Origin of the sequence: Streptomyces sp. NPDC006174 (assembly GCF_040614075.1) — a bacterium.
GTDB lineage: Bacteria > Actinomycetota > Actinomycetes > Streptomycetales > Streptomycetaceae > Streptomyces.
Genome location: NZ_JBEXTJ010000006.1, coordinates 93,216 through 118,678 on the forward strand (window position 1 = coordinate 93,216; position 25,463 = coordinate 118,678).

Annotated in this window: 24 protein-coding genes and 1 pseudogene; 5 read left to right on the forward strand and 20 right to left on the reverse strand. The window is 70.2% G+C overall.

The features are described from left to right. Positions 1-62: 62 nt before the first annotated feature. From ABZ267_RS15105 to ABZ267_RS15135, 7 genes are all read right to left on the reverse strand, one after another. Positions 63-1,631: a carbamoyltransferase C-terminal domain-containing protein gene (locus ABZ267_RS15105; protein WP_356748532.1), complete on the reverse strand. Its 1,569-nt coding sequence runs from the start codon at positions 1,629-1,631 to the stop codon at positions 63-65. Positions 1,632-1,666: 35 nt separating this feature from the next. Then, a complete protein-coding gene (locus ABZ267_RS15110; RefSeq protein ID WP_356748534.1) occupies positions 1,667-3,346 on the reverse strand; it encodes an FAD/NAD(P)-binding protein in 1,680 nt (559 codons plus the stop codon). Continuing rightward, on the reverse strand, positions 3,343-4,347 hold the full coding sequence (gene sbnB / locus ABZ267_RS15115; RefSeq protein WP_356748536.1) for a 2,3-diaminopropionate biosynthesis protein SbnB: 1,005 nt from the start codon (positions 4,345-4,347) through the stop codon (positions 3,343-3,345). The genes ABZ267_RS15110 and sbnB overlap by 4 nt, the downstream gene beginning before the upstream one ends. Further along, a complete protein-coding gene (gene sbnA / locus ABZ267_RS15120) occupies positions 4,334-5,335 on the reverse strand; it encodes a 2,3-diaminopropionate biosynthesis protein SbnA (RefSeq protein ID WP_356748538.1) in 1,002 nt (333 codons plus the stop codon). The genes sbnB and sbnA overlap by 14 nt, the downstream gene beginning before the upstream one ends. Positions 5,336-5,360: 25 nt before the next feature. Beyond that, entirely contained in the window at positions 5,361-8,660 is a 3,300-nt protein-coding gene (carB, locus tag ABZ267_RS15125; RefSeq protein ID WP_356748540.1) for a carbamoyl-phosphate synthase large subunit, read from the reverse strand. Then, on the reverse strand, positions 8,660-9,784 hold the full coding sequence (carA, locus tag ABZ267_RS15130; protein ID WP_356748542.1) for a glutamine-hydrolyzing carbamoyl-phosphate synthase small subunit: 1,125 nt from the start codon (positions 9,782-9,784) through the stop codon (positions 8,660-8,662). Before carA ends, carB begins: the two co-directional genes overlap by 1 nt. Before the next feature lie 112 nt (positions 9,785-9,896). Beyond that, positions 9,897-10,073 (reverse strand): hypothetical protein, encoded by a 177-nt coding sequence (locus ABZ267_RS15135; protein ID WP_356748544.1) that lies wholly within the window; start codon positions 10,071-10,073, stop codon positions 9,897-9,899. 687 nt (positions 10,074-10,760) lie between these two features. Between ABZ267_RS15135 and ABZ267_RS15140 the strand changes: the two genes are divergently transcribed. Together ABZ267_RS15140 and ABZ267_RS15145 are read left to right on the forward strand one after the other, a co-directional pair. Continuing rightward, positions 10,761-11,735: a LuxR C-terminal-related transcriptional regulator gene (locus ABZ267_RS15140; RefSeq protein ID WP_356748546.1), complete on the forward strand. Its 975-nt coding sequence runs from the start codon at positions 10,761-10,763 to the stop codon at positions 11,733-11,735. After that, positions 11,732-12,955 (forward strand): TerD family protein, encoded by a 1,224-nt coding sequence (locus tag ABZ267_RS15145; RefSeq protein WP_356748548.1) that lies wholly within the window; start codon positions 11,732-11,734, stop codon positions 12,953-12,955. Before ABZ267_RS15140 ends, ABZ267_RS15145 begins: the two co-directional genes overlap by 4 nt. Before the next feature lie 110 nt (positions 12,956-13,065). Here the strand turns inward: ABZ267_RS15145 and ABZ267_RS15150 are convergent, their stop codons facing one another. Together ABZ267_RS15150 and ABZ267_RS15155 are read right to left on the reverse strand one after the other, a co-directional pair. Next, a complete protein-coding gene (locus tag ABZ267_RS15150) occupies positions 13,066-13,296 on the reverse strand; it encodes a hypothetical protein (protein WP_003969918.1) in 231 nt (76 codons plus the stop codon). An 88-nt stretch (positions 13,297-13,384) separates the two neighbouring features. Then, positions 13,385-13,615 (reverse strand): annotated as a pseudogene (locus ABZ267_RS15155) (TROVE domain-containing protein); the annotation flags it as partial. Between the two features lie 70 nt (positions 13,616-13,685). Here ABZ267_RS15155 and ABZ267_RS15160 point away from each other — a divergent pair. Then, positions 13,686-14,792: a hypothetical protein gene (locus tag ABZ267_RS15160; RefSeq protein ID WP_356748550.1), complete on the forward strand. Its 1,107-nt coding sequence runs from the start codon at positions 13,686-13,688 to the stop codon at positions 14,790-14,792. 50 nt (positions 14,793-14,842) lie between these two features. Here the strand turns inward: ABZ267_RS15160 and ABZ267_RS15165 are convergent, their stop codons facing one another. The 3 genes from ABZ267_RS15165 to ABZ267_RS15175 form a co-directional block, all read right to left on the reverse strand. Further along, a complete protein-coding gene (locus tag ABZ267_RS15165) occupies positions 14,843-16,306 on the reverse strand; it encodes a hypothetical protein (RefSeq protein WP_356748552.1) in 1,464 nt (487 codons plus the stop codon). Between the two features lie 183 nt (positions 16,307-16,489). Continuing rightward, complete coding sequence (locus ABZ267_RS15170; RefSeq protein WP_356748554.1) at positions 16,490-17,203, reverse strand: antibiotic biosynthesis monooxygenase; 714 nt, start codon at positions 17,201-17,203, stop codon at positions 16,490-16,492. An 84-nt stretch (positions 17,204-17,287) separates the two neighbouring features. Next, complete coding sequence (locus tag ABZ267_RS15175; protein ID WP_356748556.1) at positions 17,288-17,932, reverse strand: DUF4232 domain-containing protein; 645 nt, start codon at positions 17,930-17,932, stop codon at positions 17,288-17,290. Positions 17,933-18,093: 161 nt separating this feature from the next. Here ABZ267_RS15175 and dapA point away from each other — a divergent pair, with 161 nt between their 5' ends. Beyond that, positions 18,094-18,987, forward strand: coding sequence for a 4-hydroxy-tetrahydrodipicolinate synthase (dapA, locus tag ABZ267_RS15180; protein ID WP_356748558.1), 894 nt, complete (start codon positions 18,094-18,096; stop codon positions 18,985-18,987). Between the two features lie 3 nt (positions 18,988-18,990). Here the strand turns inward: dapA and dapD are convergent, their stop codons facing one another. The 3 genes from dapD to ABZ267_RS15195 form a co-directional block, all read right to left on the reverse strand. After that, positions 18,991-19,989: a 2,3,4,5-tetrahydropyridine-2,6-dicarboxylate N-succinyltransferase gene (gene dapD, locus ABZ267_RS15185; protein ID WP_356748560.1), complete on the reverse strand. Its 999-nt coding sequence runs from the start codon at positions 19,987-19,989 to the stop codon at positions 18,991-18,993. 65 nt (positions 19,990-20,054) lie between these two features. Continuing rightward, the gene (locus tag ABZ267_RS15190) at positions 20,055-20,603 is read right to left on the reverse strand and encodes a TetR family transcriptional regulator (RefSeq protein ID WP_356748562.1); all 549 of its coding nucleotides are present in this window, start codon (positions 20,601-20,603) and stop codon (positions 20,055-20,057) included. Continuing rightward, complete coding sequence (locus tag ABZ267_RS15195) at positions 20,603-20,929, reverse strand: multidrug efflux SMR transporter (protein WP_356748564.1); 327 nt, start codon at positions 20,927-20,929, stop codon at positions 20,603-20,605. Before ABZ267_RS15195 ends, ABZ267_RS15190 begins: the two co-directional genes overlap by 1 nt. Before the next feature lie 282 nt (positions 20,930-21,211). Between ABZ267_RS15195 and ABZ267_RS15200 the strand changes: the two genes are divergently transcribed. Beyond that, positions 21,212-22,204, forward strand: coding sequence for a hypothetical protein (locus ABZ267_RS15200; RefSeq protein WP_356748903.1), 993 nt, complete (start codon positions 21,212-21,214; stop codon positions 22,202-22,204). Positions 22,205-22,207: 3 nt separating this feature from the next. Here ABZ267_RS15200 and ABZ267_RS15205 read toward each other — a convergent pair whose 3' ends face one another. Genes ABZ267_RS15205 through sufC form a run of 5 tightly spaced genes read right to left on the reverse strand, consistent with a single transcriptional unit; the run spans position 22,208 to position 25,456 of the window. Then, positions 22,208-22,573 carry a VOC family protein gene (locus ABZ267_RS15205; RefSeq protein WP_356748566.1) on the reverse strand — a complete coding sequence of 122 codons (366 nt, stop codon included), beginning with the start codon at positions 22,571-22,573 and terminating at the stop codon, positions 22,208-22,210. 52 nt (positions 22,574-22,625) lie between these two features. After that, a complete protein-coding gene (locus tag ABZ267_RS15210; protein ID WP_015607822.1) occupies positions 22,626-22,964 on the reverse strand; it encodes a metal-sulfur cluster assembly factor in 339 nt (112 codons plus the stop codon). Then, entirely contained in the window at positions 22,961-23,416 is a 456-nt protein-coding gene (gene sufU, locus ABZ267_RS15215) for a Fe-S cluster assembly sulfur transfer protein SufU (protein ID WP_032772319.1), read from the reverse strand. The genes ABZ267_RS15210 and sufU overlap by 4 nt, the downstream gene beginning before the upstream one ends. A gap of 10 nt (positions 23,417-23,426) precedes the next feature. Further along, a complete protein-coding gene (locus tag ABZ267_RS15220) occupies positions 23,427-24,695 on the reverse strand; it encodes a cysteine desulfurase (RefSeq protein WP_356748568.1) in 1,269 nt (422 codons plus the stop codon). After that, positions 24,692-25,456 (reverse strand): Fe-S cluster assembly ATPase SufC, encoded by a 765-nt coding sequence (sufC, locus tag ABZ267_RS15225; RefSeq protein WP_019762839.1) that lies wholly within the window; start codon positions 25,454-25,456, stop codon positions 24,692-24,694. The genes ABZ267_RS15220 and sufC overlap by 4 nt, the downstream gene beginning before the upstream one ends. Between the last annotated feature and the right edge of the window lie 7 nt (positions 25,457-25,463).

The window sequence follows — 25,463 nt, forward strand, 5'->3', positions numbered from 1 at the left end:
GCGGTGGCCGCGTCACCTTTTGGGTGCGGCACCGCAAGTGCTTGTCGTGTACGGCAGGGAGGTCAGCCCTTACGGCGGGTGACGAAGGTGTCGTTGATGACGTAGCCGTCGAGACCGTGCTCCTCGCCGTACTTCAGGAGGTCGCTGGTGGTGTTGATAAACCCGCGGCCGTTGAAGTTCAGGGAGGTGTTGCACAGGACGCTGAACCCGGTGATGTCGCGGAACGCCTCCAGCAGCGTCGCGATGCCCGGGTTCCGCTCGTGCGTGACCGTCTGGGTGCGGGCGGAACCGTCGATGTGCGTGACGGCCTTCAGCTCCTCGGTGGTCACCCGGTTGAAGAAGAGCATGTACGGGTCGTGGACCGAGCCGACGAACCACTTGTCGGCGTCCGCCTCCAGCGCGATCGGGGCGATCGGGCGGTAGCCCTCGCGGCCCTTGATCGTGTTGAGCCGGACGGTGGTCTCCTCGGTGAACGGCGCGGCCAGGATGGACCGGTTGCCGAGCGCGCGCGGGCCCATCTCGTAGCGGCCACGGGCCCAGCCGATGATGTTGCCCTGCTCCAGGAAGCGGGCCACCTCGGCGGCGACCAGCGGCCGGGTCTCGTAGACGGAGGGGTCCGGCTGGATGTCCTCCTGGAACTCCTCGCCCGCGTAGACGTCCCAGTCGATGGTCGCCTGGCCGGTGTAGAAGAGCTGGGCGTCGATGGCGGTGCCGAGCGCGGCGCCGCTGTCGTTCGGGCACGGCGGCACGAAGACGGACTCGAACAGGCCGCTCTGACGGAACTCCGCGTTCCAGTTGCAGTTGAGCGCGCAGCCACCGGAGATCTGCAGCGGCAGTCCTTCGGTCATGTTCTTCGCCGCGTAGTCGTAGAACCGGCCGAAGATCGCGTCCGAGTGCTTCGCGGCGGCGTTGCGGTACGCCTGCGAGTCGACACCGGCGTTGTACAGGTGCGACCAGGTCATCTCGTCCTTGGAGACACCGAGCACGATGCCGTCCTGCTTCAGGATGAAGTCGATGGTCTCCTTCTCCTCCCTGGTCATCGGGGAGTCGTCGGCGAAGGCCGTCAGCGCCATCTGCTTGCCGGCGTGGCTGTAGTTGAAGTAGCCCTTGCCCGCCGGGTGCTTGGGGTCGGCGAGGGAGAAGAGGTAGGCGTACTTGTTGCCCGGGTCGGTCATCACGTGCTGGAGGTGGGTGACCTCACCCGACTCGTCGATCCGGTAGAAGTCGCCGATGCTGCCTTCCCACACCAGCGAGTAGTGCGCCTTGCCGGTGGCCGCCGGGGCCATCCCGTACGCGGTCATGATGTGCGAGCGCTCGTGGGTGGAGGAGAAGATCCGGACGTCCTTGCCGAACCACTTGCCCGGGTCGTCCTGTATGGAGCCCTCACCGACGCCGAAGTAACCGGCCCGCAGCTTCGGTTCGACGGAGTGGAAGCCCTTGACCCAGCCGCTCAGCGAGATCACGTCGGGCTGGCGGTCCAGCATGCCGGCGGCCCGGGTGATCACCTCGGCGGTCAGCCGGTCGTAGCGCGGGAAGCTGTCCTTCTCCGCCTCCAGCGCGAAGAGAAGCTTGCCGTCCTCGATGGCGACGACTCCGCCGTCATGGCCCTCTTTGAAACCCAGGATCAACATGTGTGGGAGAACCTTTCCGTAAGGGGATGTCGGGTTTACTGCGCCGGCCGGTCGCCGTCGGGGCGGCCGGTGACACGTCCGGTGCCGAGCACGGGCCCGAGGACGCGGTCGAGGTCGGTCAGTGCACGGGACCAGACACCTGGTGACGGCACGTAGTGGTTGTAGTAGCTGGCCCCTTCGGCGGGCGGCCCGAAGACGGCGACCGACCGGGAGGAGCCGGCGGGCTCGCGCGGTACGACGAATCCGTCCCGGTCCAGGCGGAGCGCGCCGCGGGGGCCGGGTGCGGCCCACTCGCGCAGCGAGCAGGCGATCGGGTCGATCCCGGGGTCGAGGACCGGCCAGTCCATGTTGGCCTTGATCACCACGTCGGCCTCGATGCGGTGCGGCCGCTCCAGCGTCGTCGAGGCGATCGTCCAGCGGTCGCCGTCCCGGGTCACCTCGGGTGCGGCTCCGGGGCCGGGTACGACCACTTCTGCGGCGATGAGCTGGAGCAGCTCGTGGATGCGCTCCTTCTGCGGGCCGATGACGGTCCGGTTGACCAGAGGGACGTACGCGCTCATGAAGTAGCGGTGCGACTCGTCGGTCAGGCCCGGCGGGTCCACGGCCGCCCGCACGCCGTCGCGGTGGTCGCGGAGGATCTCCAGGGCCTCCTTGACCGGGCTGGTGCCGAGGCCGCGTTCGGCCTCGCGCAGGTCCGCCGCCGCCTGCTCGATCAGCTCGGCCACGTACTCCTGGTAGCCGGGCGAGGTCCGGGCGTCGGGCCGCAGGGCGCGCTCGACGGCCGCGGTCTCCTCAGGCGTGGCGCCGGCCATCCGGGCGCGGGCCTCGCGGAGGATCAGCGGTTCGACGTCCCGCCGGAAGTCGAGCCGGCCGTCCTCGGTGCGCTCGCGGAGTGCGGCGACGGCCTCCTGGGTGAGGAAGGCGGCCGGCGCGGAGCGGCGTTCGCGCGTGGTGGCCGGACGGGCGCGGGGCAGTCCGCCGGTCCGGTTCACCAGGACGATGCGGGGCTCACGGCCCGAGGCACGGTAGCCGTCCTCGGTGAACTCTCCACCACGGCCCACGGTCAGCGCCGCGATGACGTCCATGGCGCTCAGCCCGGTGCCGAGCAGCGCGACCGTGGCGTCCTCGGGGATCTTCTCCACCTGGTCGGGCAGCGGGTAGGGCAGCGAGATGAAGCCGTCCCGCTCCGCCGGAGCGGTCCGGGTGATGCCGTGGCCGGTGGTGACGACGGCCAGGTCCACGCGGTGCTCGGCGCCGTCCGCGAGCGTCACCGTGGCGCCTTCGGCGTCCTGGCGTACGGAGGCGGCGACGGCCGGCAGATGGCGTACGGTCAGCCGCTCGGAGGCCGAGGCCCGGTCCAGCAGCTCACCGGCGGCCCACTGCAGGTACTCGCCGAGCAGGCGGCGCGGCAGGAAGGCGTCGAAGGCGACCGGGCCGTGACGCTCCTGGCACCACTCCAGGAAGCCGGGTCCTGGCGTGACCGGTGCGTCCGGGGTCATCCGCTCGTCGGAGAAGATGGTCAGCTGCGAGGCGATCGTGTTGAGCAGCAGGTAGTCCGGCTGCTTGACCTCGTGCATCCCGGGGCCGGGCTCATCGGGCTCGATCAGCAGCAGCTCGACGGGCGGGCCTTCGAGCCGGGTGTGGCTGATGACCCGCTCCAGCGCGGAGAGCCCGCGCGGACCGAGGCCGACCACGGCCATGCGTACGGGAGTCACCAGCGGCTCGTCTCGCCGAAGAAGTTCGGGATCTCGACCGTGAGGCCCTGGGCGCGGGCCGCGGTGAGGACGTACTGGCCGACCGCGAGGTCCAGGACGCCGAGGCCGAACGGCGAGAAGACCAGGCCGCGCCGGCCCTGCGGCTGGGTCCGGCCCTTGAGTACGTCCGCGAGGGTTCCGCTGACGAAGTCCCGGCTGCCGGTGGCCTGTTCGGCCAGGTGCGGCGAGGTGTTGGCCTTCATGCAGTGCTCGACGTCGTCGAAGTAGTTCTCGGCGGCGAGGATGACGGTCGGCTGGAAGTCGCGCAGCGAGATGTTGAGCGCCACCTGTCCCGGGCGGAGCAGCTGCCCGATGTACGGGGTGCCGGCCGTAGTGGTCGTGATCACGGTCTGGGCGGTCAGCGCCTGGGCCAGCGAGCCGACCGCCTTGGCCGTGAGTCCGAGCTCCTCGGTGGCGAAGCGGGCCAGGTGCTGCGCCGACTCGGCGTGCAGGTCGAAGATCTCGACGGAGTGCAGCGGATAGTCGGTGGCCACGAGGTACCGGAGGATGGTCCGGGCGATGACACCGGCGCCGATGAACGAGACCCGGCCGTCCGGGGTCACATGGCGGGCGAAGGCCCGTGCCGCCACCGCGGCCGAGGCGGCGGTGCGGACCGCGCTGATGTTGGCGGCCTCCAGCAGCGCCTTCGGGTAGCCGGTGGCGTAGTCGTTGAGGATCAGCGCGGCGGAGGCGCGGGGTATGCCCTCGGCGACGTTGCCGGGGAAGCTGGATATCCACTTGATCCCGACGGCGTGGTCCTCGGACAGCTCGATCGCGGCGGGCAGGGCGATGATCCGGGCGTCCGGCTTCGCCGGGAAGCGCAGGAAGTAGCTGTCCGGGTTGACCGTCTTCCCGCCGTCGTGACGCAGGTAGGCGTCCTCGACGAGGTCGACGATCCGCTCCGCCGAGCTGTCCAGGATGTCCTTGACGACCTTGCCGGGCACCACATCAAACGAGAACATCGAGCTCCTCCTCGGGTAGCTTTTCATCATCGAAGTGGGCCTTGTCCAGGCCTCGTTCGGCCACCCACGTGTCGTCGTACACGGAGTTCAGGTAGCGCTCGCCGAGGTCCGGCGAGATCGCCACCACGGTGGCGTCCTGCGGGATGCCGGGAGCGAGGCGGCGGATTCCGGCCAGGACCGTGCCGGTCGAACCGCCCGCGAGGAGGCCGGACTTCTCGGCCAGCCAGCGGCACTCGCGCACCGTCTCCCACTCGGGGATCAGCACGACCTCGTCGGGCGCCTGGTTGTCGAGGATCGGCGGCCGCTTGCTGGTCCCGAGCCCCGGGATGTGCCGAGGGCCCGCGGTGGCCTGGAAGTTGACCGAGCCGGCGGTGTCGACCGCGATGATCCGGGTATGCGGACTGCGGCGGCGGAAGTAGTCGACGCAGCCCATCAGGGTGCCTCCGGTCCCCACTCCGAGGAAGAGGTAGTCGACCTTGCCGAACTCTCTGAGCATGGACGGCGCGGTGGCCAGCTCGTGTGCTGTGGGGTTGGTCGGGTTCTCGTACTGGTTGAGCCAGTAGACATCGGGGTCGGCGGCCTGTAATTGCTGGATGTAGGAGATCCGGGAGCCCAGGAATCCGCCGTTGGCGTCCCGTTCGGTGATCTCCACGACCTCCGCTCCGAGCGCGCGCATGATGGCCACGGCCGTCGCGTTGGAATTCGGGTCGGTCACCAGGGTCAGCCGGTATCCCTTCGCCGCGCAGATGACGGCGAGGGAGATTCCGAGATTGCCGGACGTCGACTCGATGAGCCGGAGTTCGGTCAGATCCCGTCCGGAATCCTCAGCGGCCTGGATGAGGCCGCGAGCGGTCTTCATCTTGATCGAGCCGCCGGGGTTGAATCCTTCGACCTTGAAATAGAGCCGGTTCAGGTTGTCGATCCCGGAAACTCTGAGATATATGTCGTCCAGGATAAGGTCATAGACATGCTCAGCGATCAACTTCATTCCCGAAGCGAGTAGGGATGGTGCCTCAGCTGTGCCTGCGACTGCGTTGCTGCAGCTCCTGAAGTGAACTCACCTCGAATTCCATCCGGCTTCTGGCCCGGATGCCCCTGACCATGGCCAGCAGCCCGGAAGCTGTCGTCGCGTAGGGGACGGAGTACTGTGCGGCGGCCGTACGGACCGGCCGGTCGGCGTCGCGGTCCGTGCCCTGCGCGGCGAGGCTGATGACGAAGTGGACCTCGCCGTCGCGGAGCCGGTCGACGGTCGGGTCGTCGGGGCCGGCCTCGACCACTTCGTCCGGCAGGAACCCGGCGACCTGCAGCAGCTCCGCCGTACCGGACTCGGCCGTGATCTCGAAGCCGTACCCGCGAAGGGTCCGCAGCGAGGGCAGCACGCGGGTCAGGTGTTCGAGGGCGGAGGAGACGTGGACCCGGCCCGAGAGCGGCAGTGCGAAGCCGGCCGCCAGCTGGGCCTTGGCGAAGGCCACGTCGAAGCCGGTGCCCATGCCCATGACCTCGCCGGTGGACTTCATCTCCGGCCCGAGCAGGCTGTCCAGGCCCTCGCCACCGCCGGTGCGGAACCGGTGGAACGGCAGGACCACGTCCTTGACCGCGATCTGCGAGCCGGTCCGGCGTTGTCCACCGTCGCCGGTCGCCGGCAGCAGCCCCTCGGCGCGCAGCTCGGCGATGGTGGCGCCGAGCATGATCCGGGCACCGGCCTTGGCCAGCGGGACGCCGGTCGCCTTGGAGACGAACGGCACCGTGCGGCTGGCTCGCGGATTGGCCTCCAGGACGTGGAAGACGCCGTCCTTGAGCGCGAACTGGATGTTCAGCAGACCGCGTACGCCGAGTCCGGCCGCGATGACCTCGGTGTGGGCGCGCACCGTGTCGATGTCGGGCCGGCCCAGCGTGATCGGCGGAAGCGCGCAGGCGGAGTCGCCGGAGTGGACCCCGGCCTCCTCGATGTGCTCCATCACGCCGCCGAGGAAGACCTCGTGTCCGTCGCACAGCGCGTCGACGTCGATCTCGATCGCGTCCAGCAGGAACTCGTCGATCAGCAGCGGACGTTCGGGCGCGACCTCGGTGGCCTGCCGGACGTAGGCGGCCAGCGCCTCCTCGTCGTGGACGACCTCCATGCCGCGTCCGCCGAGGACGTACGAGGGGCGCACCATCACCGGATAGCCGATCCGGTCGGCGACGCTCCTGGCCTGGTCGAAGGTGACGGCCATGCCGTTGCGCGGGGCGGTCAGGCCCGCCGCGTCCAGCACCTCGGAGAAGGCGCCGCGGTCCTCGGCCAGGTGGATGGCGTCCGGCGAGGTGCCCGCGATGGGCAGCCCGGCCCCGGCCAGCCGCCGCGCGAGCTTCAGCGGTGTCTGGCCGCCCAATTGCACGATGACTCCGGCCACTTCACCGGTCGCGCATTCGGCGCGGTAGACCTCGACGATGTTCTCGAAGGTCAGCGGCTCGAAGTAGAGCCGGTCGGAGGTGTCGTAGTCGGTGGAGACGGTCTCCGGGTTGCAGTTGACCATGACGGTCTCGTAGCCGGCCGACCGCAGGGTCAGCGCCGCGTGGACGCAGGAGTAGTCGAACTCGATGCCCTGGCCGATGCGGTTGGGTCCGGAGCCGATGATGAGCACCTTCGGCAGCGGCTCGCTCCGCTCCACCACCTCCGACTCCGCCGCCGGGTCGGTCTCGTAGGCGGAGTAGTGGTACGGCGTGGTCGCGGCGAACTCGGCGGCGCAGGTGTCGACCGTCTTGTAGACCGGCCGGACGTCCCAGCGGCTACGCAGCGCCCGTACGCCGTCCTCGCCGTCCAACTCGGGCCGCAGCAGCGCGATCTGGAGGTCGGAGAAGCCCATCCGCTTGACGCGGCGCAGCAGTTCGGCGTCGACGGTCTCGGCGTCCAGCAACTCCTGGCGCAGTTCGACGAGGCCGAGGATCTGGTCGACGAACCACGGGTCGATGCCCGACGCATCGTGCACCTGCGCGACCGTGGCGCCGAGCCGCAGCGCGCGCTCGACGGTGTACAGCCGCCCGTCGTGCGGGGTCCGCAGCGCTTCCAGCGTGGCGGACCGGTCGGCGTCCTCGGGGTCGGGGCCGGTCCAGAAGCCGGCGGTGGCGGATTCCGTCGAGCGGAGCGCCTTGCCGAGCGCCTCGGCGAAGTTGCGGCCGATCGCCATGGCCTCGCCGACGGACTTCATCGTGGTGGTGAGGGTCGCGTCGGCGGTCGGGAACTTCTCGAAGGCGAAGCGGGGGATCTTGACGACCACGTAGTCGAGGGTGGGTTCGAAGCTGGCCGGGGTCTCGCCGGTGATGTCGTTGGGTATCTCGTCCAGCGTGTAGCCGATGGCCAGCTTCGCGGCGATCTTGGCGATCGGGAAGCCGGTCGCCTTCGAGGCCAGTGCGGAGGAGCGCGAGACGCGCGGGTTCATCTCGATCACCACCAGCCGGCCGGTGGCGGGGTGCACGGCGAACTGGATGTTGCAACCGCCGGTGTCGACGCCGACCGCGCGCAGCACGTCGATGCCGACGTCGCGCATGTGCTGGTACTCGCGGTCGGTGAGGGTCATCGCGGGTGCCACGGTGACCGAGTCGCCGGTGTGCACGCCCATCGCGTCGACGTTCTCGATCGAGCAGACCACGACGACGTTGTCGTTGCGGTCCCGCATGAGTTCGAGCTCGTACTCCTTCCAGCCGAGCACGCTCTCCTCGATCAGCACCTCGCCGAGCGGGCTCTGGGCCAGGCCGTCGCCAGCCAGCGATTCCAGGTCGCTCGGGGTGTACGCCATGCCGGAGCCGAGGCCGCCCATGGTGTAGGAGGGCCGGATCACCACAGGCAGGCCCAGCTCCGCGACCGTGGCACGCACTTCGTCCATCGTCCGGCAGACGGCGCTGCGCGGGGTCTCGGCGCCTACGGAGGCGACGATGTCCTTGAACCGCTGCCGGTCCTCACCGCGGGCGATCGCCTCGACGTCCGCGCCGATCAGCTCGACGCCGTACTTGTCCAGCACGTTCCGCTCGTGCAGCTCGACGACGCAGTTCAGCGCGGTCTGTCCGCCGAGCGTCGCGAGGATCGCGTCCGGCCGCTCCAGCGCGATGATCTTCTCGACGAACTCCGGGGTGATCGGCTCGATGTAGGTGGCGTCGGCGAACTCCGGGTCGGTCATGATCGTCGCCGGGTTGGAGTTCACCAGGCTGACGCGGAGCCCTTCCTCGCGCAGCACCCGGCACGCCTGGGTGCCCGAGTAGTCGAACTCGCACGCCTGCCCGATCACGATCGGTCCGGAACCGATCACCAGCACATGTTTCAGGTCCGTACGCTTCGGCATCAGCGGTCCCCGCTCATCAGGGTGGTGAACTCGTCGAAGAGGGCGACCGCGTCGTGCGGACCGGCCGCGGCCTCGGGGTGGTACTGGACGGAGAAGGCCGGGACGTCCAGGCAGCGCAGGCCCTCCACGGCACCGTCGTTGGGACAGTGGTGGGAGACCATGGCCCGGCCGTACGGCGTCTCGAACCGCTCTCCGGCCTCACCTTCGACGGCGAACCCGTGGTTCTGCGAGGTGATCGACACGCGCCCGTCTCCGGCGTGGATCACCGGGATGTTGATGCCCCGGTGGCCGTAGCGCATCTTGTACGTCGCCCGGCCCAGCGCCCGTCCGAGGATCTGGTTGCCGAAGCAGATGCCGAAGAGCGGGATGCGGCGCTCCAGCACCTCGCGGGTCAGCGCGACCGCTTGCGTCATCGCCGCCGGGTCGCCGGGGCCGTTGGAGAGGAACACTCCGTCCGGCTCGGTCTCCAGGAGCTGGTCCAGTGTGGTGGCGGGAGGCAGCACATGCGTCTCGATCCCGCGCTCGGCGAACATCCGCAGCGTGCTGGTCTTTACGCCGAGGTCCAGTGCGGCCACCCGGAACCGGCGGGTCCCGGCCGCCGGCCGGACGTAGGGCCGTACGGTGCCGACGCGGGCCGCGAGGTCGGCGCCGGCCATCTGCGGGGCGGTCAGCACCTGTTCCGTCATGGTGTCGGGGCCGGCCAGGGCCTCTCCCGAGAACACTCCGGCACGCATCACTCCGGCCTCGCGAATGTGCCGGGTCAGCGACCGGGTGTCGATCTCGGAAATGCCGACGATTCCTTGCCGTACCAGCTCGTCCGCGAGTTCTCCGCGCGAGCGCCAGTTGGAGGCGGCCCGGGAGGGGTCGCGCACCGCGTATCCGGCCACCTGTATCCGGGCCGATTCGTCATCGTCGTCATTCCATCCCGTATTGCCGATCTGCGGGGAGGTCTGTACGACGATCTGACCGTGGTACGACGGGTCGGTGAGCGTTTCCTGGTAACCCGTCATGCCGGTCTGGAAGACCACTTCGCCCAGGGAGCGGCCAAGGGCACCGAATTCTCGGCCCCAGAACACCTTCCCGTTCTCGAGTACCAGTGCGGCCCGCGTCGCGGACGTGTTCATCGTTCCCTCCTCCTAGCCGTCGAACGGATGTGAATCCAGGCGTGCGGACATGCAGCGGCCACGTCCCGTCAGGGAGAAACCACTGGGTATGACCGGGCGTGGGGAAGGGCTGTCAGCCGCCGCTTCCGGAGGCGTTCCATCCGACGTCGTCGGAGGACCGGAGGAAGCCGGGCGCCGGGGCCGCGCAGGGCGCGATGGCCGCCATGGCGGCGAGGGTCTCGACCCGCGGTGCGGGGAGCGGGCGGGCCGAGGCCGCGTCCGGGTGCGGTCCGGAACGGTGGGAGCTCATGACTGTCCTGACTTCGGAATGGGTCGGCCGACGAAAGGCCTGACCCGGAGCTTATGAATGTCCTCGGTGACACGCGGCGGTTGCCTCGGGCGCATTCCCGTAGCCGTATTCTCTGCTGCCCGTCGATGTCACTGATCTGTTCCGGCCGGATCTGCTCTGGCCGGATTTCATCTTCCGGAAAGGCCGTTCCGGAGTCCCGTCCGGTATCGAGGCCCTGCCGGTTCGCGCCGCTCCGTGACATGAGAAGTGATGGTCGGCCCATGCCGCAAGGACGGCCCGCCGAGAGTTTTAGGACATCTCCTGCCGAAAGCTTTCGGACACCTTCGGGCAGGGGTACCGCGAGTGGCCACGAGAGCCGGCTACCGGGAACAGCACCTCGGGGTGGCATACGGGCCGTCAGGTCGAATCACTGGGCCCGTGCCACGATCCACACACTCCATCAGAACTTCCCCCCATAGATGTATCCGGCCACGCACCAGATGATTCTGGCCAACGCATCGCCGTCTTGGCTCCATCTTCAAGCGAGTGTCCAGTACCGCATGGGTCGTAGGAAAGATCCATGATGGTTCAGGTAATCGCATTGCTACTATTGGAGGCATCTCGCTTGGCGCGTGGCGGGCGGCGACGGGCCGCTTCCACGGCGCGTGAGTCTGGGGGCGACGGCTGATGACGAGCAGGTCGGCAGGGGTGCGACCCGGTTCCGGGCTCGCGGCGGTCCGGGACCGGACCGGCCCCGACCCGGACGAGGACCCGGCGAGAACCGGCGGCTCGGATCCGTCGGGTGCCCATGGCTGGAAAGAAATCGCCGAAGCGCTCGCCGAGTTGTCACGGCGGGTTCTGCGCCAGGCGGACCACGACGACCGGGCCGGGTCGCCGGCGACCGCGCCGCACTCCGCCGCTCCCAGGAGGCGGCCGGGGCTGCTGAACCTGCACGGCGTGGCGACGATCAACGCGGCCATCGGCTCCAGCCTCGACGGCGCCGTATCGGAGATCCTCACGGCCCAGCCGGACGGCGCGCGTCCGAAGGAGGTGCTCACCGGAGCTCTGGAGTCGGTCCGCCTCAGGATCGACGACGGCGTCGGTATGCGGACGATCTATCAGCACTCGTCCCGCTTCGACGAGGCGACCAAGTCCTACGTCCGCGCGGTCACGGGCTACGGCGCCGAGGTCCGGACCCTGCCCGAGTTCTTCGACCGGCTGATCATCATCGACCGTTCCACCGCCTTCATTCCGGCCAACTCCGAGCGCACCATCGCCGTCGCGATCACCGAGGCGTCCGTGGTCCGCTTCCTCGCCGATGTCTTCGAGCGTGCCTGGGACCGCGCGGAGCCCTTCCCGTTCGTCCCCAACTACGCCGCGCAGGCGGCCTCCGAGGTGATCGAACCGATCCGCGCCGCCATCCGGCAGCTGCTCGCGCAGGGACATTCGGACAAGGCGATCGCGCGCCGCCTCGGCATCAGCGAGCGCTCGCTGCAGGCACACATCGCGCACATCAAGAAATGCCTCGGCGCGAAGAACCGCACGCACCTCGGCTACCTCCTCTGCCATTCCGCCCACCACGCCGCGCGGCCGGACGCGGAGGCCGGGGGCGGGGAGGAGCGGCCGGAGAGCCTCGAAGGTAAGGGAACGGCAAAGCCGGGTCGTTCGTTACCCCGTGCATGACCGCAATGACCCCCGGCTCGAACATCCCTCTCTCCGCCGTCCGTGTGGCGGTGGACGTCGCCGCTCCGGTGCGGCTCGACGTCTCGGGCCTGCTGCTCACCGCCGACGGCAAGGTGCGCTCCGACGACGACTTCATCTTCTACAACCAGCCCTCGGGCCCCGGTGTGACCTACCGCGCCGGTGGGGGCTCCGCACCCGACGCCATCGTGGTGGACACGACCGCGGTCCCGCCCGGCATCGAGAAGATCGTCGTCACCGCGAGCCCCGACGCCGCAGGACAGACCTTCCAGGGCGTCGAGCCCACCGCCACCGTGCGCAACGCCGACGACGGCACCGCGCTGGCCACGTTCACCCCGCCTCAGCTGGGCGGCGAAACGGCGCTCGTGGTCATCGAGGTCTACCGGCGCAACGGCGCCTGGAAGGCCCGCGCGGTCGGCCAGGGCTATGCGAACGGGCTGGCCGGCATCGCCACGGACTTCGGCGTCTCGGTCGAGGAGCCGGCCGCCCCGCCGGTCCCGGCCGCAGCAGCCCCGGTGGCCCCCGCAGCCGCCCCGGTGACCCCGGCGGCGGCTCCGGTCGACCCGCGCATCGCCCCGCCCGCCCCCGCCGCTCCCCCGGCACCGCCCGCGCAGGCCGCCACCGGGAAGATCAACCTGGACAAGGGCCGGGTCAACCTCCAGAAGAACCAGACGGTGTCCCTGGTCAAGGGCGGCGCCCCGCTCCTCTCCCAGGTCAAGATGGGCCTCGGCTGGGAGCCGGCGTTCCGCGGCAAGGACATCGACCTGGACGCCTCGGTCATCGCCTACGGCCCCAACCGCAACCACCTGGACAGCTGCTACTTCGGCAAGCTCTCCATCCTCAACGGCGCGATCAAGCACTCCGGCGACAACCTCACGGGCGAGGGCGCGGGCGACGACGAGGTGATCGTCGTGGACCTGGGCCGGATCCCGGCCGAGGCGACGGGCCTGGTCTTCACGGTGAACTCGTTCACCGGCCAGAAGTTCAACGAGGTCGCCAAGGCCTACTGCCGCCTGATCGACGCGGCCACCGGCGAGGAGCTGGTCCGCTTCGACCTGACCGGCGCCGAGCCGCAGACCGGCGTCATGATGGCCAAGCTGATCAAGCAGTTCACCGGTGAGTGGGAGATGACGGCCATGGGCGAGTTCGTGAAGTCGCGGACCGTACGGGGCATGGTGAAGCCCGCCGCCAAGTCACTCTGAGCCGTCCGACCGGGCCACAACGGCATCCGGGGCACCTGAAGTGGTTCAGGTGCCCCGGATCGGGAGAAGGAGAAGACGGGCGCTGACGCCGCTCGTGCTCGTCGGCTCTCTCAGAGCTTGGTCAGCTTGGAGTAGGGGCTCAGGATCCTTCCCTGGCGCCCCGAGAAGTCGATGAGGACTGCGTCGTTGTCGCCCTCGACAGCAAGGATTCTGCCGAGCCCGAACTGGTCGTGCGACACCCTGTCGCCCACATCGAAGCATTCGACCGGTGGGGCCTCCTGGGCCGGGCGGTTGAAGGGACTGGAAGGCAGGTGACGCCGGGATCCGGCTGACTGTTTCATTAAGTCGAGTATGCGCCCTGTGAAGGCCCGACGCCATGCCCGTTTGCCGCCCGGGTCCCAGAAGTGCCGGATTCGTGACCCGCGCCCACCAGGCCCGGTCAGCGCTTACCCCCGCCTCCAGCAGCGGAACCACACGGAACACGGCGCCGGAAAGCCCCCCGAACGTGTGGCGGTTTCTCTCGCCGTACGGGGCGTGGCCGAGCCGGTATCCGGCCAGGTTCCGCGTGTGGACGGGCACGGTGTCCGGAACGCTCCGGGTGGCGTCGCCACGGTGGGTGTACGGAGCCTGCTCGTCGGTGACGATCAGCACCGGGTCGTGGCTCAGCGCCCGGACGCGGAGTGCCGGGTCGCATACTGCCCTCACGTGATTACTCGGCCAGGGGGCGGTTGTGCGAACGGTCCACGACGGTGTTCTGGAGGTCAGCTATCGGCAGTTCTATGTCAAGAGCCGCCTCGATGTCGCTCATGAGGAGGAGGTGGCGCACAGTGCCGGGCAGAGCAACGGGCTGTGCGGTGGAGCCAATCCGGGCTACCTCTTCCTGACGACGGGACTGCACACGGGACGGGTGGGCCTGACCGTGGAGGTCCACGAGGCCGAACCGCCGATCGATGAGCGGTGGGAGGAGATCGTCGAGGTCGCCTTCCGCCCCGGGTCCACGGAGACCGCGGTCGTACCGTGGGCCGCAGCCCCACTCTGCTCGCTCGATCTGCCGATCGCCGACCACCGGGTCCGCTACTGCGCACGAGGCATGGACACGACACCGGACGACGAGCTCTCCGTCCTGGACGGCGGACCCGTCGTCGATCACTACCTGCTGCAGTTCTGGCCGGCGGAGCCCGCCGCGGACCGCGTGATCAAGCAGACGACGCAGAGCGCCGCGTACTGGCACGACCACGCCCGCACACTGCCGCCGCCGCCCACACCCGAGGAACGCGCCGAGACCGAGCGACCTCGGCGTGAGGCGGAGGAGAAGATCCTCCGCGACGCGGAGTGGCGGGCGCAGGCGGGCGAGTGGGACGGTCGGGAGCCGAGCCCGGCGCTGCGCGAGGCGGGCGGCGACCTCTGGGGCCTCATCCTCCTGGACCGTGACCTGGTGGACGCCGTGGACACAGCCGACGCGACCACGCAGCGGGCCATCGCCCGCTGGGCCGTCAGCCGCGCCCTCGTCAGAGCCGAGCTCCATACGTTCTACGCGTTCGCCCGCGCCGTCCGGGACCTGCACACCGGCGAGCGGTCGTCCGGCGCCTTCGACGACCGGGAGGAGGCCTGGAAGTGGTTCTTCGCCCAGAAGAACGTCCCGCGAACCTTCGTGCGCGCTCCGCAAGGAAGCCGGGACGACCTACTGCAGCAGGCCATGGCGATGCGCGCGCTGTTCGCCGCGGTGGAGGAGGATCCGCTGCGCGCCGCACCGGATGCCGTGTACGCGGCAGCCGCCACGTACGGCAGCGCCTCCCGGACCTCCTGGCGGAGGTCCGGGAGGCGTTTCCGGAGCTGAACCGGTCGACCTGAGTACCGCGGACACCTGCTCGGTAGGAACCGCCTGAGCTACGCTCCTACGCGCGACCGGGCCTTGAACGCGGCCTTGCGGGCGTCCTTCGCGGCCTTCTTGTCGCTGTGCAGGCGGCCCATGGCCTCCAGCACATCGGCGGTGGCCGGGTGGTCGACGCGCCAGACCTCGTCGAAGAAGCCGCTGTGCTGCGCGGAGAGCCCTTCGACCAGACCCTGGAGCTCGTCGAGTTCACCGTCGGCGTCCAGTTGGGCGGCGATCGTGTCGATGGCCAGCCAGAAGATCATCGCCTCCGGCGGGGCCGGGACGTCGGACGCGCCGCGTTCCGCGAGCCAGACGCGGGCCAGGCCGCCGAGTTCCTGGTCGCCGAGGACGGCGCGTACGGCCGGTTCGGCCTGCTCGCCGGCGAGCGCGAGGGCCTGCTGGCAGTGGAGGCGGCGCAGCGGTGCGCCCTCGTCCGTGCCGCGCGCGGCGGCGAGCAGCTCGGCGGCGGCCGGGACCGTGCCTTCGGCCCCGCGTCCCGCGAGCCAGAGCTGGATCTCGGCGCGGGCGGCGGCCTCCGGGTAGTACGCGATGCCGTCGAGAAGGGCGTCGGCTCCCTTGCCGGCCAGGTCGCCGACGGCCGGGGCGTCCACGCCGGCCTCCAGCATCCGGGCCCGGACGCCGTACAGGCCGAGCGGGGTGAGCCTGACCATGCCGTACCGCGTGACGTCCTCCTCGTCGGCTTCGGTGACCGAGGCGTCCGCCACGTCGCCCTCCTCGACCATCAGCGCCTCGTCCACCGGCTGGTAGGCGACGATGCCGATGGGTTCGAGGAGCCGGAACTGGTCGTCGAGCCGCATCATCGCCTCCGACACCTGCTCCAGGATGTCGTCGGTGGGCTCGCCCATGTCGTCGGGGACGATCATCGACGCGGCGAGGGCCGGCAGCGGCACCGGGCCCTCGCCGGCGCCGTGGTCGGCGAGCGTGAGCAGGTAGAGGTTGCCGAGGACTCCGTCGAGGAACTCCGCCTCGGCCTCCGGGTCCCAGTCCAGCGCGTCGAAGTCGATCGAGCCGTCCTCACCGACGAGGTCGGCGAAGTCGTCCAGGACGGGCGCGGTGGCGTCGGCGTGCACGGCGTCCAGGCCGTCGAGCCAGATGGAGAGGACGTCCTGCGGTGAGCCGGAGGTGAGCAGCGCCAGGTTCGCACCCACGGTGACGGTGCCCTCGCCGTCCTCGCTCTCGGGGTCCGTGACGTCGAGGAGCCCGGTGTCCACGGCGAGCCGCCAGGCCTCGCTGGCGTACGCGGCACCGTCCCCGTCGTCCGTCAGGCCGAGGTGCTCGGCGGCGGCGGGCAGTTGCGCCTCCACCAGCTCGCCGCCGGCGCCGACCCGCGCTTCGGGCCCGGCCCAGCGAGCGAGCTTCACGGCGCGCACGAACAGCGGTGCGGCGAGCGCGTCCCGCGCCAGTTCGGCCTCGGAGTGCAGCCGCACCGGCGGCAGGATGGGGCGCTCTGCGGACATCGGGGGTTCTCCTCGGTGCGTGCTCGGGGGCGTACGGAACGGGTACGCGGTTCAGCCGCCCAAGCCTAGGGCGTGTCCGGCGGATCATTGACCGGGTCCACGACGCCTGGCACGGCCCATCCGGCCCCGACCCGCCGGATACACCCTAGACGTCCTTCACCACCCGCCGCCCGCCGCGCCCCTTTACCCGCCCGCGCCCGCCTCCATGCTGAGCGCGGGCGTGTAGCGGTTCACGCCCCCACCGGTCACACCCGGATACTTCAGCACCCGCTCCCACAGCGGCGACGGCGAACCGACCCCGTCGCCGGGCGCGGCGAGGGCCGCGATGTGGTGTTCAGCGCTCTCCCACTCCGCGTAGTTGAGGACCCGGGTCCCGTCGGTGCTGACGTGGAAGTGCGCGGCGATGCCACCGGCCGGCGTGTGCGGGTCCGCGCCGAGCGCCTCGAACACCGTATCCACCCAGTCCCGTTGCCGCGCCGGGTCCGGTCCGGCGAACTCCACGTCGACGATCACGACACACCCGGGCTCACGGCTGTCACCCTGGGTCCGGAGCCCGGAGCGGTACAGCTCGTACGTGTGCAGATCGCGGCGTTCGATGCCGGGCACGGCGGCGTCGATGTCGTCGTTACGGGCGTCACGGCTCTCCCGGACGAAGTCCTGGTAGGCGAGTTCGCCGGTCCACTGGGAGTGGTGCAGCAGCGTCGCCCCGTCCTCACCCACGAGAACGCTGTACGAGAGCAGCCCGGCATGCGGCCACGCCCGGCTTTCCCAAGCCTTCCGGATCGCGTCGACGACCTGCCGCTGCCGCTCCGGCGTACCGACGCCCCAGGTACTGGCCTTGACGATCCCGGCGTCGGCACGGCCCGGGTCCGGACGGTCGGTGAACTGCACGGTCATGGTGGCGCTCCCCTCCACCGCGCACCGGTCGGCGAGCGGTTGCCACCACCGTCACACCTCAAGTCAACTTGAGGTCAAGCGCGGTCACTCCGGCAGCTCCGCCCGCCACGCCGTCATGTTCAGCTCGTCCATGTACCGGATGTCGTGACCCTCCAGCCGGTAGACCCGCGCCCCGCTGTCCGGCGCGGCGGCCAGTTCCAGGGCGTCGGCCATGATGAGTTCGCCGCCCTCCTGCGTGGAGACCCAGGCGAGCATCGACCGTACGGTGGCGCCGGGCTTCAGCGTGCGAGCCTCGGGGCCCTTGTCGTGGCCGAACATCGAACCGCCCGGGTTGACTTTCACCGGCAGGCGTTCGCCGTCCTCGCCGAGCACCTGGACCGAGGGGTAGCCGTCGGCCCGGTAGGGCTTCGAGCCGCAGTTGGTCAAGGTCAGGACGACCGCGCGGCTCATCATCACGGCCTGCACCTCCCCCATGGTCACCACGGTCCCGGGGGCGGGGCAGTCGCCGGTGGGTGAAGGGGTGGGCGACGGGTCCGGGCTCCGAGCCGGTACGTCGACGGCCGGCGGTGGCATTACGGAGGGCGGCGTCGCGGCCTGGACGGACGGGGTCGGTTCGCGTTCGCCCTCGCCGGCCGGGACGAGAAACCCCGAACAGCCGGTCAGCCCCATCAGCAGCACCATCACCGAGGCCGGTCTCCACATCCGCACCCGCTCGCCCGTGTAGCCCATCCCTCGCCCGCTCCTCATCACAGCCCTCCGGCCGTACGTCGTCCGCGTGTTCGATCATGTCAGGAGGCGGGCGCGTCCACGGCACTGTTCAGCATCTCTTCCCGGTCCGGCCAAGCAGATCTAAGTGGACCTTCACGGTCGTCCGGCCCGACACTTCGGACATGACCACCACCGCGCCCCGCTCCCGTCCCCGCCCCTTCGGCCGCGCGCTCTGCGCCATGATCACGCCGTTCACCGCCACCGGCGCGCTGGACCTCGACGCCGCCCGCGCCCACGCCGCGCACCTGGTGGCCGAGGGGTGCGACGGGCTGGTGCTCAGCGGGACCACCGGCGAGTCGCCGACCACCTCGGACGCGGAGAAGGCGGAGCTGCTGCGGGCCGTGCGGGCGGAGGTCGGGGACGGGGTGGCGCTGCTCTCCGGTGTCGGCAGCGCGGACACCGCGCACGCGGTGCGGCTCGCGCGGGAAGCCGAAGAGGCGGGCGCGGACGGGCTGTTGGTGGTGCCGCCGTACTTCAGCCGGCCGCCGCAGGCCGCCGTGGAGGCGTACTTCCTGCGGATCGCCGAGGCAACCGGCGTACCGCTGATGCTGTACGACATCCCCGGCCGCACCGGCGTCCGGATCGAACCGGAGACGCTGCTGCGGCTCGCGGACCACCCGCGGATCGTCGCGGTGAAGGACTGCGCGTACGACCTGCTCGGGTCGACGAAGGTGATCGCCCGCACCGAGCTGGCGTACTACTCGGGGTGCGAGGAGCTGAACCTGCCGCTGTACGCGCTCGGCGGCGCGGGCTACGTCAGCACCGTCGCCAACGTGGCGCCGCGCCGGATGCGTGCGCCGCTGGACGCGTTCGACGCGGGACGCACCGACGAGGCGGCGCGGCTGAACGGGCTGACCATCCGGCTCACCGAGCTGATGATGGCGAGCGGTCTGCCCGGCACCGTCACCGTGAAGGCGCTGCTGGACGCGGGCCCGGTCCGCGAACCGCTGCAGCCCGCCGGCCGCGAGGCGGTCGACGGGCTGCGTGCGGCGTACGAGGAGCTCCTCGCGAGCTGAAGGTCAGTTGTGGGCGTGCAGGACCTCGTTCAGCCCGCCCCACACCGCGTTGTTCGGGCGGGCCTCGACCGTGCCGGTGACCGAGTTGCGGCGGAAGAGGATGTTGGAGGCGCCGGAGAGCTCACGGGCCTTGACGACCTGGCCGTCCGGCAGCGTGACGCGGGTGCCGGCCGTGACGTACAGCCCGGCCTCCACGACGCACTCGTCGCCGAGCGCGATGCCGACGCCGGCCTCCGCGCCGACCAGGCAGCGCTCGCCGATGACGATGCGGACGTTGCCGCCGCCGGAGAGCGTGCCCATGGTGGAGGCGCCGCCGCCGATGTCCGAGCCGTCACCGACGACGACGCCGGCGGAGATGCGGCCCTCGACCATGGAGGTGCCGAGCGTGCCGGCGTTGAAGTTGACGAAGCCCTCGTGCATGACGGTGGTCCCGGCGGCGAGGTGCGCGCCGAGCCGGACCCGGTCGGCGTCGGCGATCCGTACGCCCTTGGGAGCCACGTAGTCCGTCATGCGCGGGAACTTGTCGACCGAGGTCACCTGGAGGTGCAAACCCTCGGCACGGGCGTTGAGGCGGACCCGCTCCAGGTCGTCGACGGCGACCGGGCCGAGCGAGGTCCAGGCGACGTTGGCGAGCAGACCGAAGAGGCCGTCCAGGTTCTGGCCGTGCGGCTGGACGAGGCGGTGCGAGAGCAGGTGCAGGCGCAGGTACGCGTCGTGCGCGTCGAGCGGCTTGTCCTCCAGCGAGGAGATGACCGTGGAGACGGCGATGACCTCGACCCCGCGCCGGGCGTCCACGCCGATGGCCTTGGCGGCGCCCTCGCCGAGGCGGTTCACGGCCTCGTCCGGCGTGAGCCGCTGCGTACCGGCCGGGCCGGGCTCGGGCTCGAGCTCGGGGGCGGGGAACCAGGTGTCGAGGACGGTGCCGTCACCGGCGACGGTGGCGAGGCCGGCGGCGACGGCGCCGGTGGTACGGGAAGTGGCCTGGGAAGTCGTGTCGGTCATGGACAGAAACCTAACCGGCCGGGGCCCGCTCGGGCGAACCGGTCTCAGCCTCCGGCCCGTTCCCCTCAGCCCCGCCCCTCCACCACCCGCGCCAGCATCTCGCGGGTGTACCGCGCGTCGAAGGCGGAGCCGGTCAGGAGCACCTGCAGGCAGACGCCGTCCATCAGCGCGACCAGCGCCCGCGCCGTGGCCGGGTCGGTGCGCGTGGACAGCAGCTCGACCGCCGAAGCGGTCCATTCGGCGGCGACAGGCCGCAGGACCGGGCGGCGCAGGGCCGCGAGGTACAGCTCGAACTCCAGCTCGATCGCACCCCGCTCGCCCGCGAACCACTCCCCCAGCACCCGGGTCAGCTCATCGGCGAGCCCGGGTCCCGACGGTTCGGCGCAGACCTGGCTGTCGCGCAGCGCCTGCGCGAAGTTCTCGTTGGACCGGCGCAGGGCCGCCGTCAGCAGCTCGTCCAGCGAGCCGAAGTGGTACGTGGTCGAGCCGAGCGGCACGTCCGCCTCGGCGGCCACGGTGCGGTGGCTCAGCCCGGCTATCCCGTCGGCCGCTATCACCCGCAGCGCCGCGTCGATGATCCGCGTCCGCCGGTCGGGATCGTACCGGCGGGCCATCAGTGCGCGCCTCCCAGGTTGAGCACGACGACCCCGACGACGATCAGACCGACCCCGACGATCTTGATGAGGCTGCTGGACTCGCCGAGGAACAGGATGCCGATGAGCGCCACGGCCGCCGTGCCGACGCCGGCCCAGATCGCGTACGCGGTGCCGACGGAGAGTGTCTTGAGGGTCTGCGCGAGCAGGGTGAAGGCGATCAGATAGCCCACCGCCGTGCCGATCGAGGGCCAGAGGCGGGTGAAGCCCTCGCTGTACTTCATGGCCGTCGTCCCGGCCACCTCCGCCGCGATCGCCGCGGCCAGCAGTCCGTATGCGTATCCCATGTGGACGACTGTACGCATCGTTGCGTACAGCTGTACATATCATCGGCCCGCGTCGGGGGCGCTACGGTGTCCCGACCCGATGACACGGTCCGGGACCACGGGCCGACGGAGCTGAGCGGAGACGCAGTGGCGCAGGACGCAGGGTGGGGCGGTGGCCCGTACGAGGGCGCGCCCCACGGTGGGGGGCCCTTCCACGGGGGAGCGCCGGGACCGGGTGGCTGGAGTGGATGGGCGCCACCCAGGCCGGGGGTGATACCCCTGGCGCCGCTGAGGGTCTCGGACCTGCTCAGCGGCGCCTTCGCGACGATCGGGCGTCACTGGAAGCCGCTGATCGGGGTGGCCCTGACGCTGTTCGGCGCGGCGACGCTCGTGATGGTCGTCGCGCTGGTGGTGGCCGCCTCCACCGTGGCAAGCCAGTGGGACGAGCTGACGTCCGGCTCCTCGGACTCCCCCGACGCTGCCGAACTCGTCCCGCTCGCCGTGGCGTTCGGCGTGCTGATGGCCATCGGCATGATCGTCTACCTGCTGGCGTCGGCCATGATGCAGGCGGCGGTCCCCGTGGTCCTCCAGGAAGCCGTCCTGGGCCGCCCGATCCGCTTCGGGGAGGTCTGGAAGCGGGCGTGGTCGCGGGTCTGGTCGATCATCGGCGCGGTGTTCCTGACCGGGCTGATCATGTTCATCGGGTTGGCGCCCCTCCTGGCCGCCTTCGCCGGGCTGATGGTCTACGCGGTCTCGCTGGGCGACGAGGACGGCGCGCTGCCACTGGCGCTGATCGGCACCCTCGTCGGGCTGCTCCTGGCACCGGCGGCGATGTGGCTCTGGGTACGGTTCTGCCTGGCGCCGACCGTCGTGGTCTTCGAGGACCGGCGCCCGGTGGCGGCCCTGCGACGCTCGGCCCAGCTCGTGCGCGGCACGTGGTGGCGGGTCTTCGGCATCACGCTGCTCGGCTTCGGTCTTGCGGCCATGATCGGCTTCATGATCCAGATGCCGTTCCAGATGATCGGCATGCTTCCCGGCCTGTTCGACCCCGCGGACATGGGTTCCGAACCGAGCGACGGGGCGCTCATCGCCATGTTCGGCGGTGTGATGGCGCTGTCGTTCATCAGCCAGATGATCTCCCAGCTGATCACGATGATCCTCCCGCCGCTGGTCACCGGCCTGCTGTACGTGGACCTCCGCATCCGCAACGAGAACCTGGCCCCGGTCCTGGCCGAGGCCGCGGCGGCACAGCCCCTGCCCGAGCAGTACGGACCACCGCCGGCCGCACCGGCGTAGGCCTCAGTCGGTCAGCGTCCGCTTCGGCCGCAGCACGCAGAACTCGTTGCCCTCGGGATCGGCCATCACCACGAAGGTGGCGTCCGGCCCCTGCCCGACGTCCACCCGCCGTGCGCCGAGCGCGATGATCCGCTCGACCTCGGCGGCCTGGTCGTCCGGCGTCAGGTCGATGTGCAGCCGGTTCTTCACGGTCTTCCTCTCCGGCACGGGAAGGAAGCACATGCCCGGCAGCGCGGTCTCGTGGGCGCCGATGACGATCTCGTGCTCGTCCTCGAAGAGCACCTGCCACTCCAGCACCGCACTCCAGAAGCGGGCCATGAGCGGCAGGTCGTGAGCGTCGACGGCGAGGTGGTACAGGGAGACGGCCATGCCCGCCAGTATGCCTGGCGGGCATGGCCGTATCCGTGGTGCTCGGAGCGCGTCAGACGTTGAACCCCAGCGCGCGCAGCTGCTCGCGCCCGTCGTCCGTGATCTTGTCCGGGCCCCACGGCGGCATCCAGACCCAGTTGATCCGGAGTTCGTTGACGATGCCGTCCGTGGCGGACTTCGCCTGGTCCTCGATGACGTCGGTCAGCGGGCAGGCCGCGGACGTCAGGGTCATGTCGAGGGTGGCGATGTTGGCGTCGTCCACGTGGATGCCGTAGATCAGGCCCAGGTTGACGACGTCGATGCCCAGCTCGGGGTCGACGACGTCGTACAGCGCCTCGCGGACCTCCTCCTCGGAGGCCGGCTTCATGGTCGCGGTCTCGTTCTCGCTCATGCGGTCTTCCCTTCGGACAGCGCCTTGGCCGTCGCGTCCTTCCACGCCATCCAGCTCAGCAGCGCGCACTTGACCCGGGCGGGGTACTTGGAGACGCCGGCGAACGCGACCGCGTCCTCCAGCACCTCCTCCATCGCGTCGTCCGGCTCCAGCTGGCCCTTGGACTGCATCAGCTCCAGGAAAGCCGCCTGGATCTTCTGCGCCTCGGCCAGCTCCTTGCCGACGAGCAGCTCGTTCAGTACGGAGGCGGACGCCTGGCTGATGGAGCAGCCCTGGCCCTCGTAGCTGACGTCGGCGATGGTCTCGCCGTCGTACTTCACCCGGAGCGTGATCTCGTCGCCGCACGTCGGGTTGACGTGGTGCACCTCGGCGTCGCCGTCCCGCAGGCCGCGCCCGTGGGGGTGCTTGTAGTGGTCCAGGATCACTTCCTGGTACATGGAATCAAGCTTCACCGTTGCGTCCTCAGCCGAAGAAGTTCCGGACGTGCTCCAGCCCGTCCACCAGTGCGTCGACCTCGGCGGGCGTGGAGTACAGATAGAACGACGCTCGCGTCGTCGCGGGAATTCCGTACCGCAGGCAGACCGGGCGCGCGCAGTGGTGGCCGACCCGGACGCAGATGCCCAGTTCGTCGAGGACCTGGCCCACGTCGTGCGGGTGGATGTCGCCGAGCGTGAAGGAGATCGTCGCGCCGCGGTCCTCGGCCGTCGACGGGCCGATGATCCGCAGGTCCGGGACCTCCAGGAGGCGCTTCACCGCGTACTCGGTGATCGCCTTCTCGTGCTGGTGGATCTTCTCCATGCCGATCGCGGATAGGTAGTCCACGGCCGCGCCGAGGCCGACGGCCTGCGCGATCGGAGGCGTACCGGCCTCGAACTTGTGCGGCGCCGGAGCATACGTGGACGAGTGCATCGACACGGTCTCGATCATCTCGCCGCCGCCGAGGAACGGCGGCAGGTCCTCCAGGAGCTCCTGCCGTCCCCAGAGCACGCCGATGCCGGTCGGGCCGACCATCTTGTGGCCGGTGAAGGCCACGAAGTCGGCCTGGAGCGCCTGCACGTCCAGCACCATGTGCGGGGCCGCCTGCGAGGCGTCGATGCAGACCAGCGCGCCGACCTGCTGGGCGCGGCGGATGATCTGCTCGACCGGGTTGACGGTGCCCAGGATGTTGGAGACCAGCGTGAAGGAGACGATCTTCGTCTTCTCGGTGATGATCTCGTCGATGTTCGACAGGTCGAGCCGGCCGTCGTCGGTGATGCCGAACCACTTCAGCTTCGCGCCGGTGCGCTGCGCGAGCAGCTGCCACGGCACGATGTTGGAGTGGTGCTCCATCTCCGTGGTGACGATCTCGGTGTCGCGGTCCACCCGGTAGGGCTCGTCCGCCCAGCCGAGCATGTTGGCCACGAGGTTGAGCGACTCCGAGGCGTTCTTGGTGAAGATCACCTCGTTGCGGCTCGGCGCGTTGATGAAGGCCGCGACCTTGTCACGGGCGCCCTCGTACAGCGCGGTGGCCTCCTCGGCGATCGTGTAGACGCCTCGGTGCACGTTCGCGTTGTGGCGCTCGTAGTACGTGTTGAGCGCGTCGAGGACCTGGCGCGGCTTCTGCGAGGTCGCCGCGGAGTCCAGGTACAGGATCTTCTTGCCGTCGTGGACCGTGCGGTCCAGGATCGGGAAGTCCTTGCGGATCGCCTCGGTGTCGAGGAGGCCGGTGAGCCCCTGTCGGGCGTCAGTCACGCGGAAGCGCCACCCTTCGTGTATGCCTCGTAGCCCTCGTTCTCCAGCTGGTCGGCCAGCTCGGCGCCGCCGGAGGCCGCGATCCGGCCGTTGGCGAACACGTGCACGAAGTCGGGCTGGATGTACTTCAGGATCCGGGTGTAGTGCGTGATCAGCAGCGTGCCGACCTCGCCGGTCGCGCGGACCCGGTTGACACCCTCGGAGACGGTCTTGAGCGCGTCGACGTCCAGGCCGGAGTCGGTCTCGTCCAGGACGGCGATCTTCGGCTTGAGGAGCTCCAGCTGGAGGATCTCGTGGCGCTTCTTCTCACCGCCGGAGAAGCCCTCGTTGACGTTGCGCTCGGCGAAGGACGGGTCCATCTGGAGCCCGGCCATCGTCTCCTTGACCTCCTTGACCCATGTACGCAGCTTGGGTGCCTCGCCGCGGACGGCGGTGGCGGAGGTGCGCAGGAAGTTGGAGACCGAGACACCGGGGATCTCGACCGGGTACTGCATGGCGAGGAAGAGGCCGGCGCGGGCGCGCTCGTCGACGGACATCTCCAGGACGTCCTCGCCGTCCAGCGTGACCGTACCGCCGGTGATCGTGTACTTGGGGTGACCCGCGAGCGAGTACGCGAGGGTGGACTTGCCGGACCCGTTGGGGCCCATGATGGCGTGGGTCTCGCCCTGCTTCACGGTCAGGTCGACGCCCTTGAGGATCTCCTTCGTGGCGTTGTCGGCCTCGACGGAGACGTGCAGGTCGCGGATTTCAAGCGTTGCCATGGGTGAC

Coding starts and splice junctions, on each gene's coding strand:
- ABZ267_RS15105 (WP_356748532.1), bottom strand. CDS start 1,631: ATGTTGATCCTGGGTTTCAAAGAGGGCCATGACGGCGGAGTCGTCGCC.
- sbnB (WP_356748536.1), bottom strand. CDS start 4,347: ATGTTCTCGTTTGATGTGGTGCCCGGCAAGGTCGTCAAGGACATCCTG.
- sbnA (WP_356748538.1), bottom strand. CDS start 5,335: ATGAAGTTGATCGCTGAGCATGTCTATGACCTTATCCTGGACGACATA.
- carB (WP_356748540.1), bottom strand. CDS start 8,660: ATGCCGAAGCGTACGGACCTGAAACATGTGCTGGTGATCGGTTCCGGA.
- carA (WP_356748542.1), bottom strand. CDS start 9,784: ATGAACACGTCCGCGACGCGGGCCGCACTGGTACTCGAGAACGGGAAG.
- ABZ267_RS15135 (WP_356748544.1), bottom strand. CDS start 10,073: ATGAGCTCCCACCGTTCCGGACCGCACCCGGACGCGGCCTCGGCCCGC.
- ABZ267_RS15145 (WP_356748548.1), top strand. CDS start 11,732: ATGACCGCAATGACCCCCGGCTCGAACATCCCTCTCTCCGCCGTCCGT.
- ABZ267_RS15150 (WP_003969918.1), bottom strand. CDS start 13,296: ATGAAACAGTCAGCCGGATCCCGGCGTCACCTGCCTTCCAGTCCCTTC.
- ABZ267_RS15165 (WP_356748552.1), bottom strand. CDS start 16,306: ATGTCCGCAGAGCGCCCCATCCTGCCGCCGGTGCGGCTGCACTCCGAG.
- ABZ267_RS15170 (WP_356748554.1), bottom strand. CDS start 17,203: ATGACCGTGCAGTTCACCGACCGTCCGGACCCGGGCCGTGCCGACGCC.
- ABZ267_RS15175 (WP_356748556.1), bottom strand. CDS start 17,932: ATGGGCTACACGGGCGAGCGGGTGCGGATGTGGAGACCGGCCTCGGTG.
- dapA (WP_356748558.1), top strand. CDS start 18,094: ATGACCACCACCGCGCCCCGCTCCCGTCCCCGCCCCTTCGGCCGCGCG.
- dapD (WP_356748560.1), bottom strand. CDS start 19,989: ATGACCGACACGACTTCCCAGGCCACTTCCCGTACCACCGGCGCCGTC.
- ABZ267_RS15190 (WP_356748562.1), bottom strand. CDS start 20,603: ATGGCCCGCCGGTACGATCCCGACCGGCGGACGCGGATCATCGACGCG.
- ABZ267_RS15195 (WP_356748564.1), bottom strand. CDS start 20,929: ATGGGATACGCATACGGACTGCTGGCCGCGGCGATCGCGGCGGAGGTG.
- ABZ267_RS15205 (WP_356748566.1), bottom strand. CDS start 22,573: ATGGCCGTCTCCCTGTACCACCTCGCCGTCGACGCTCACGACCTGCCG.
- ABZ267_RS15210 (WP_015607822.1), bottom strand. CDS start 22,964: ATGAGCGAGAACGAGACCGCGACCATGAAGCCGGCCTCCGAGGAGGAG.
- sufC (WP_019762839.1), bottom strand. CDS start 25,456: ATGGCAACGCTTGAAATCCGCGACCTGCACGTCTCCGTCGAGGCCGAC.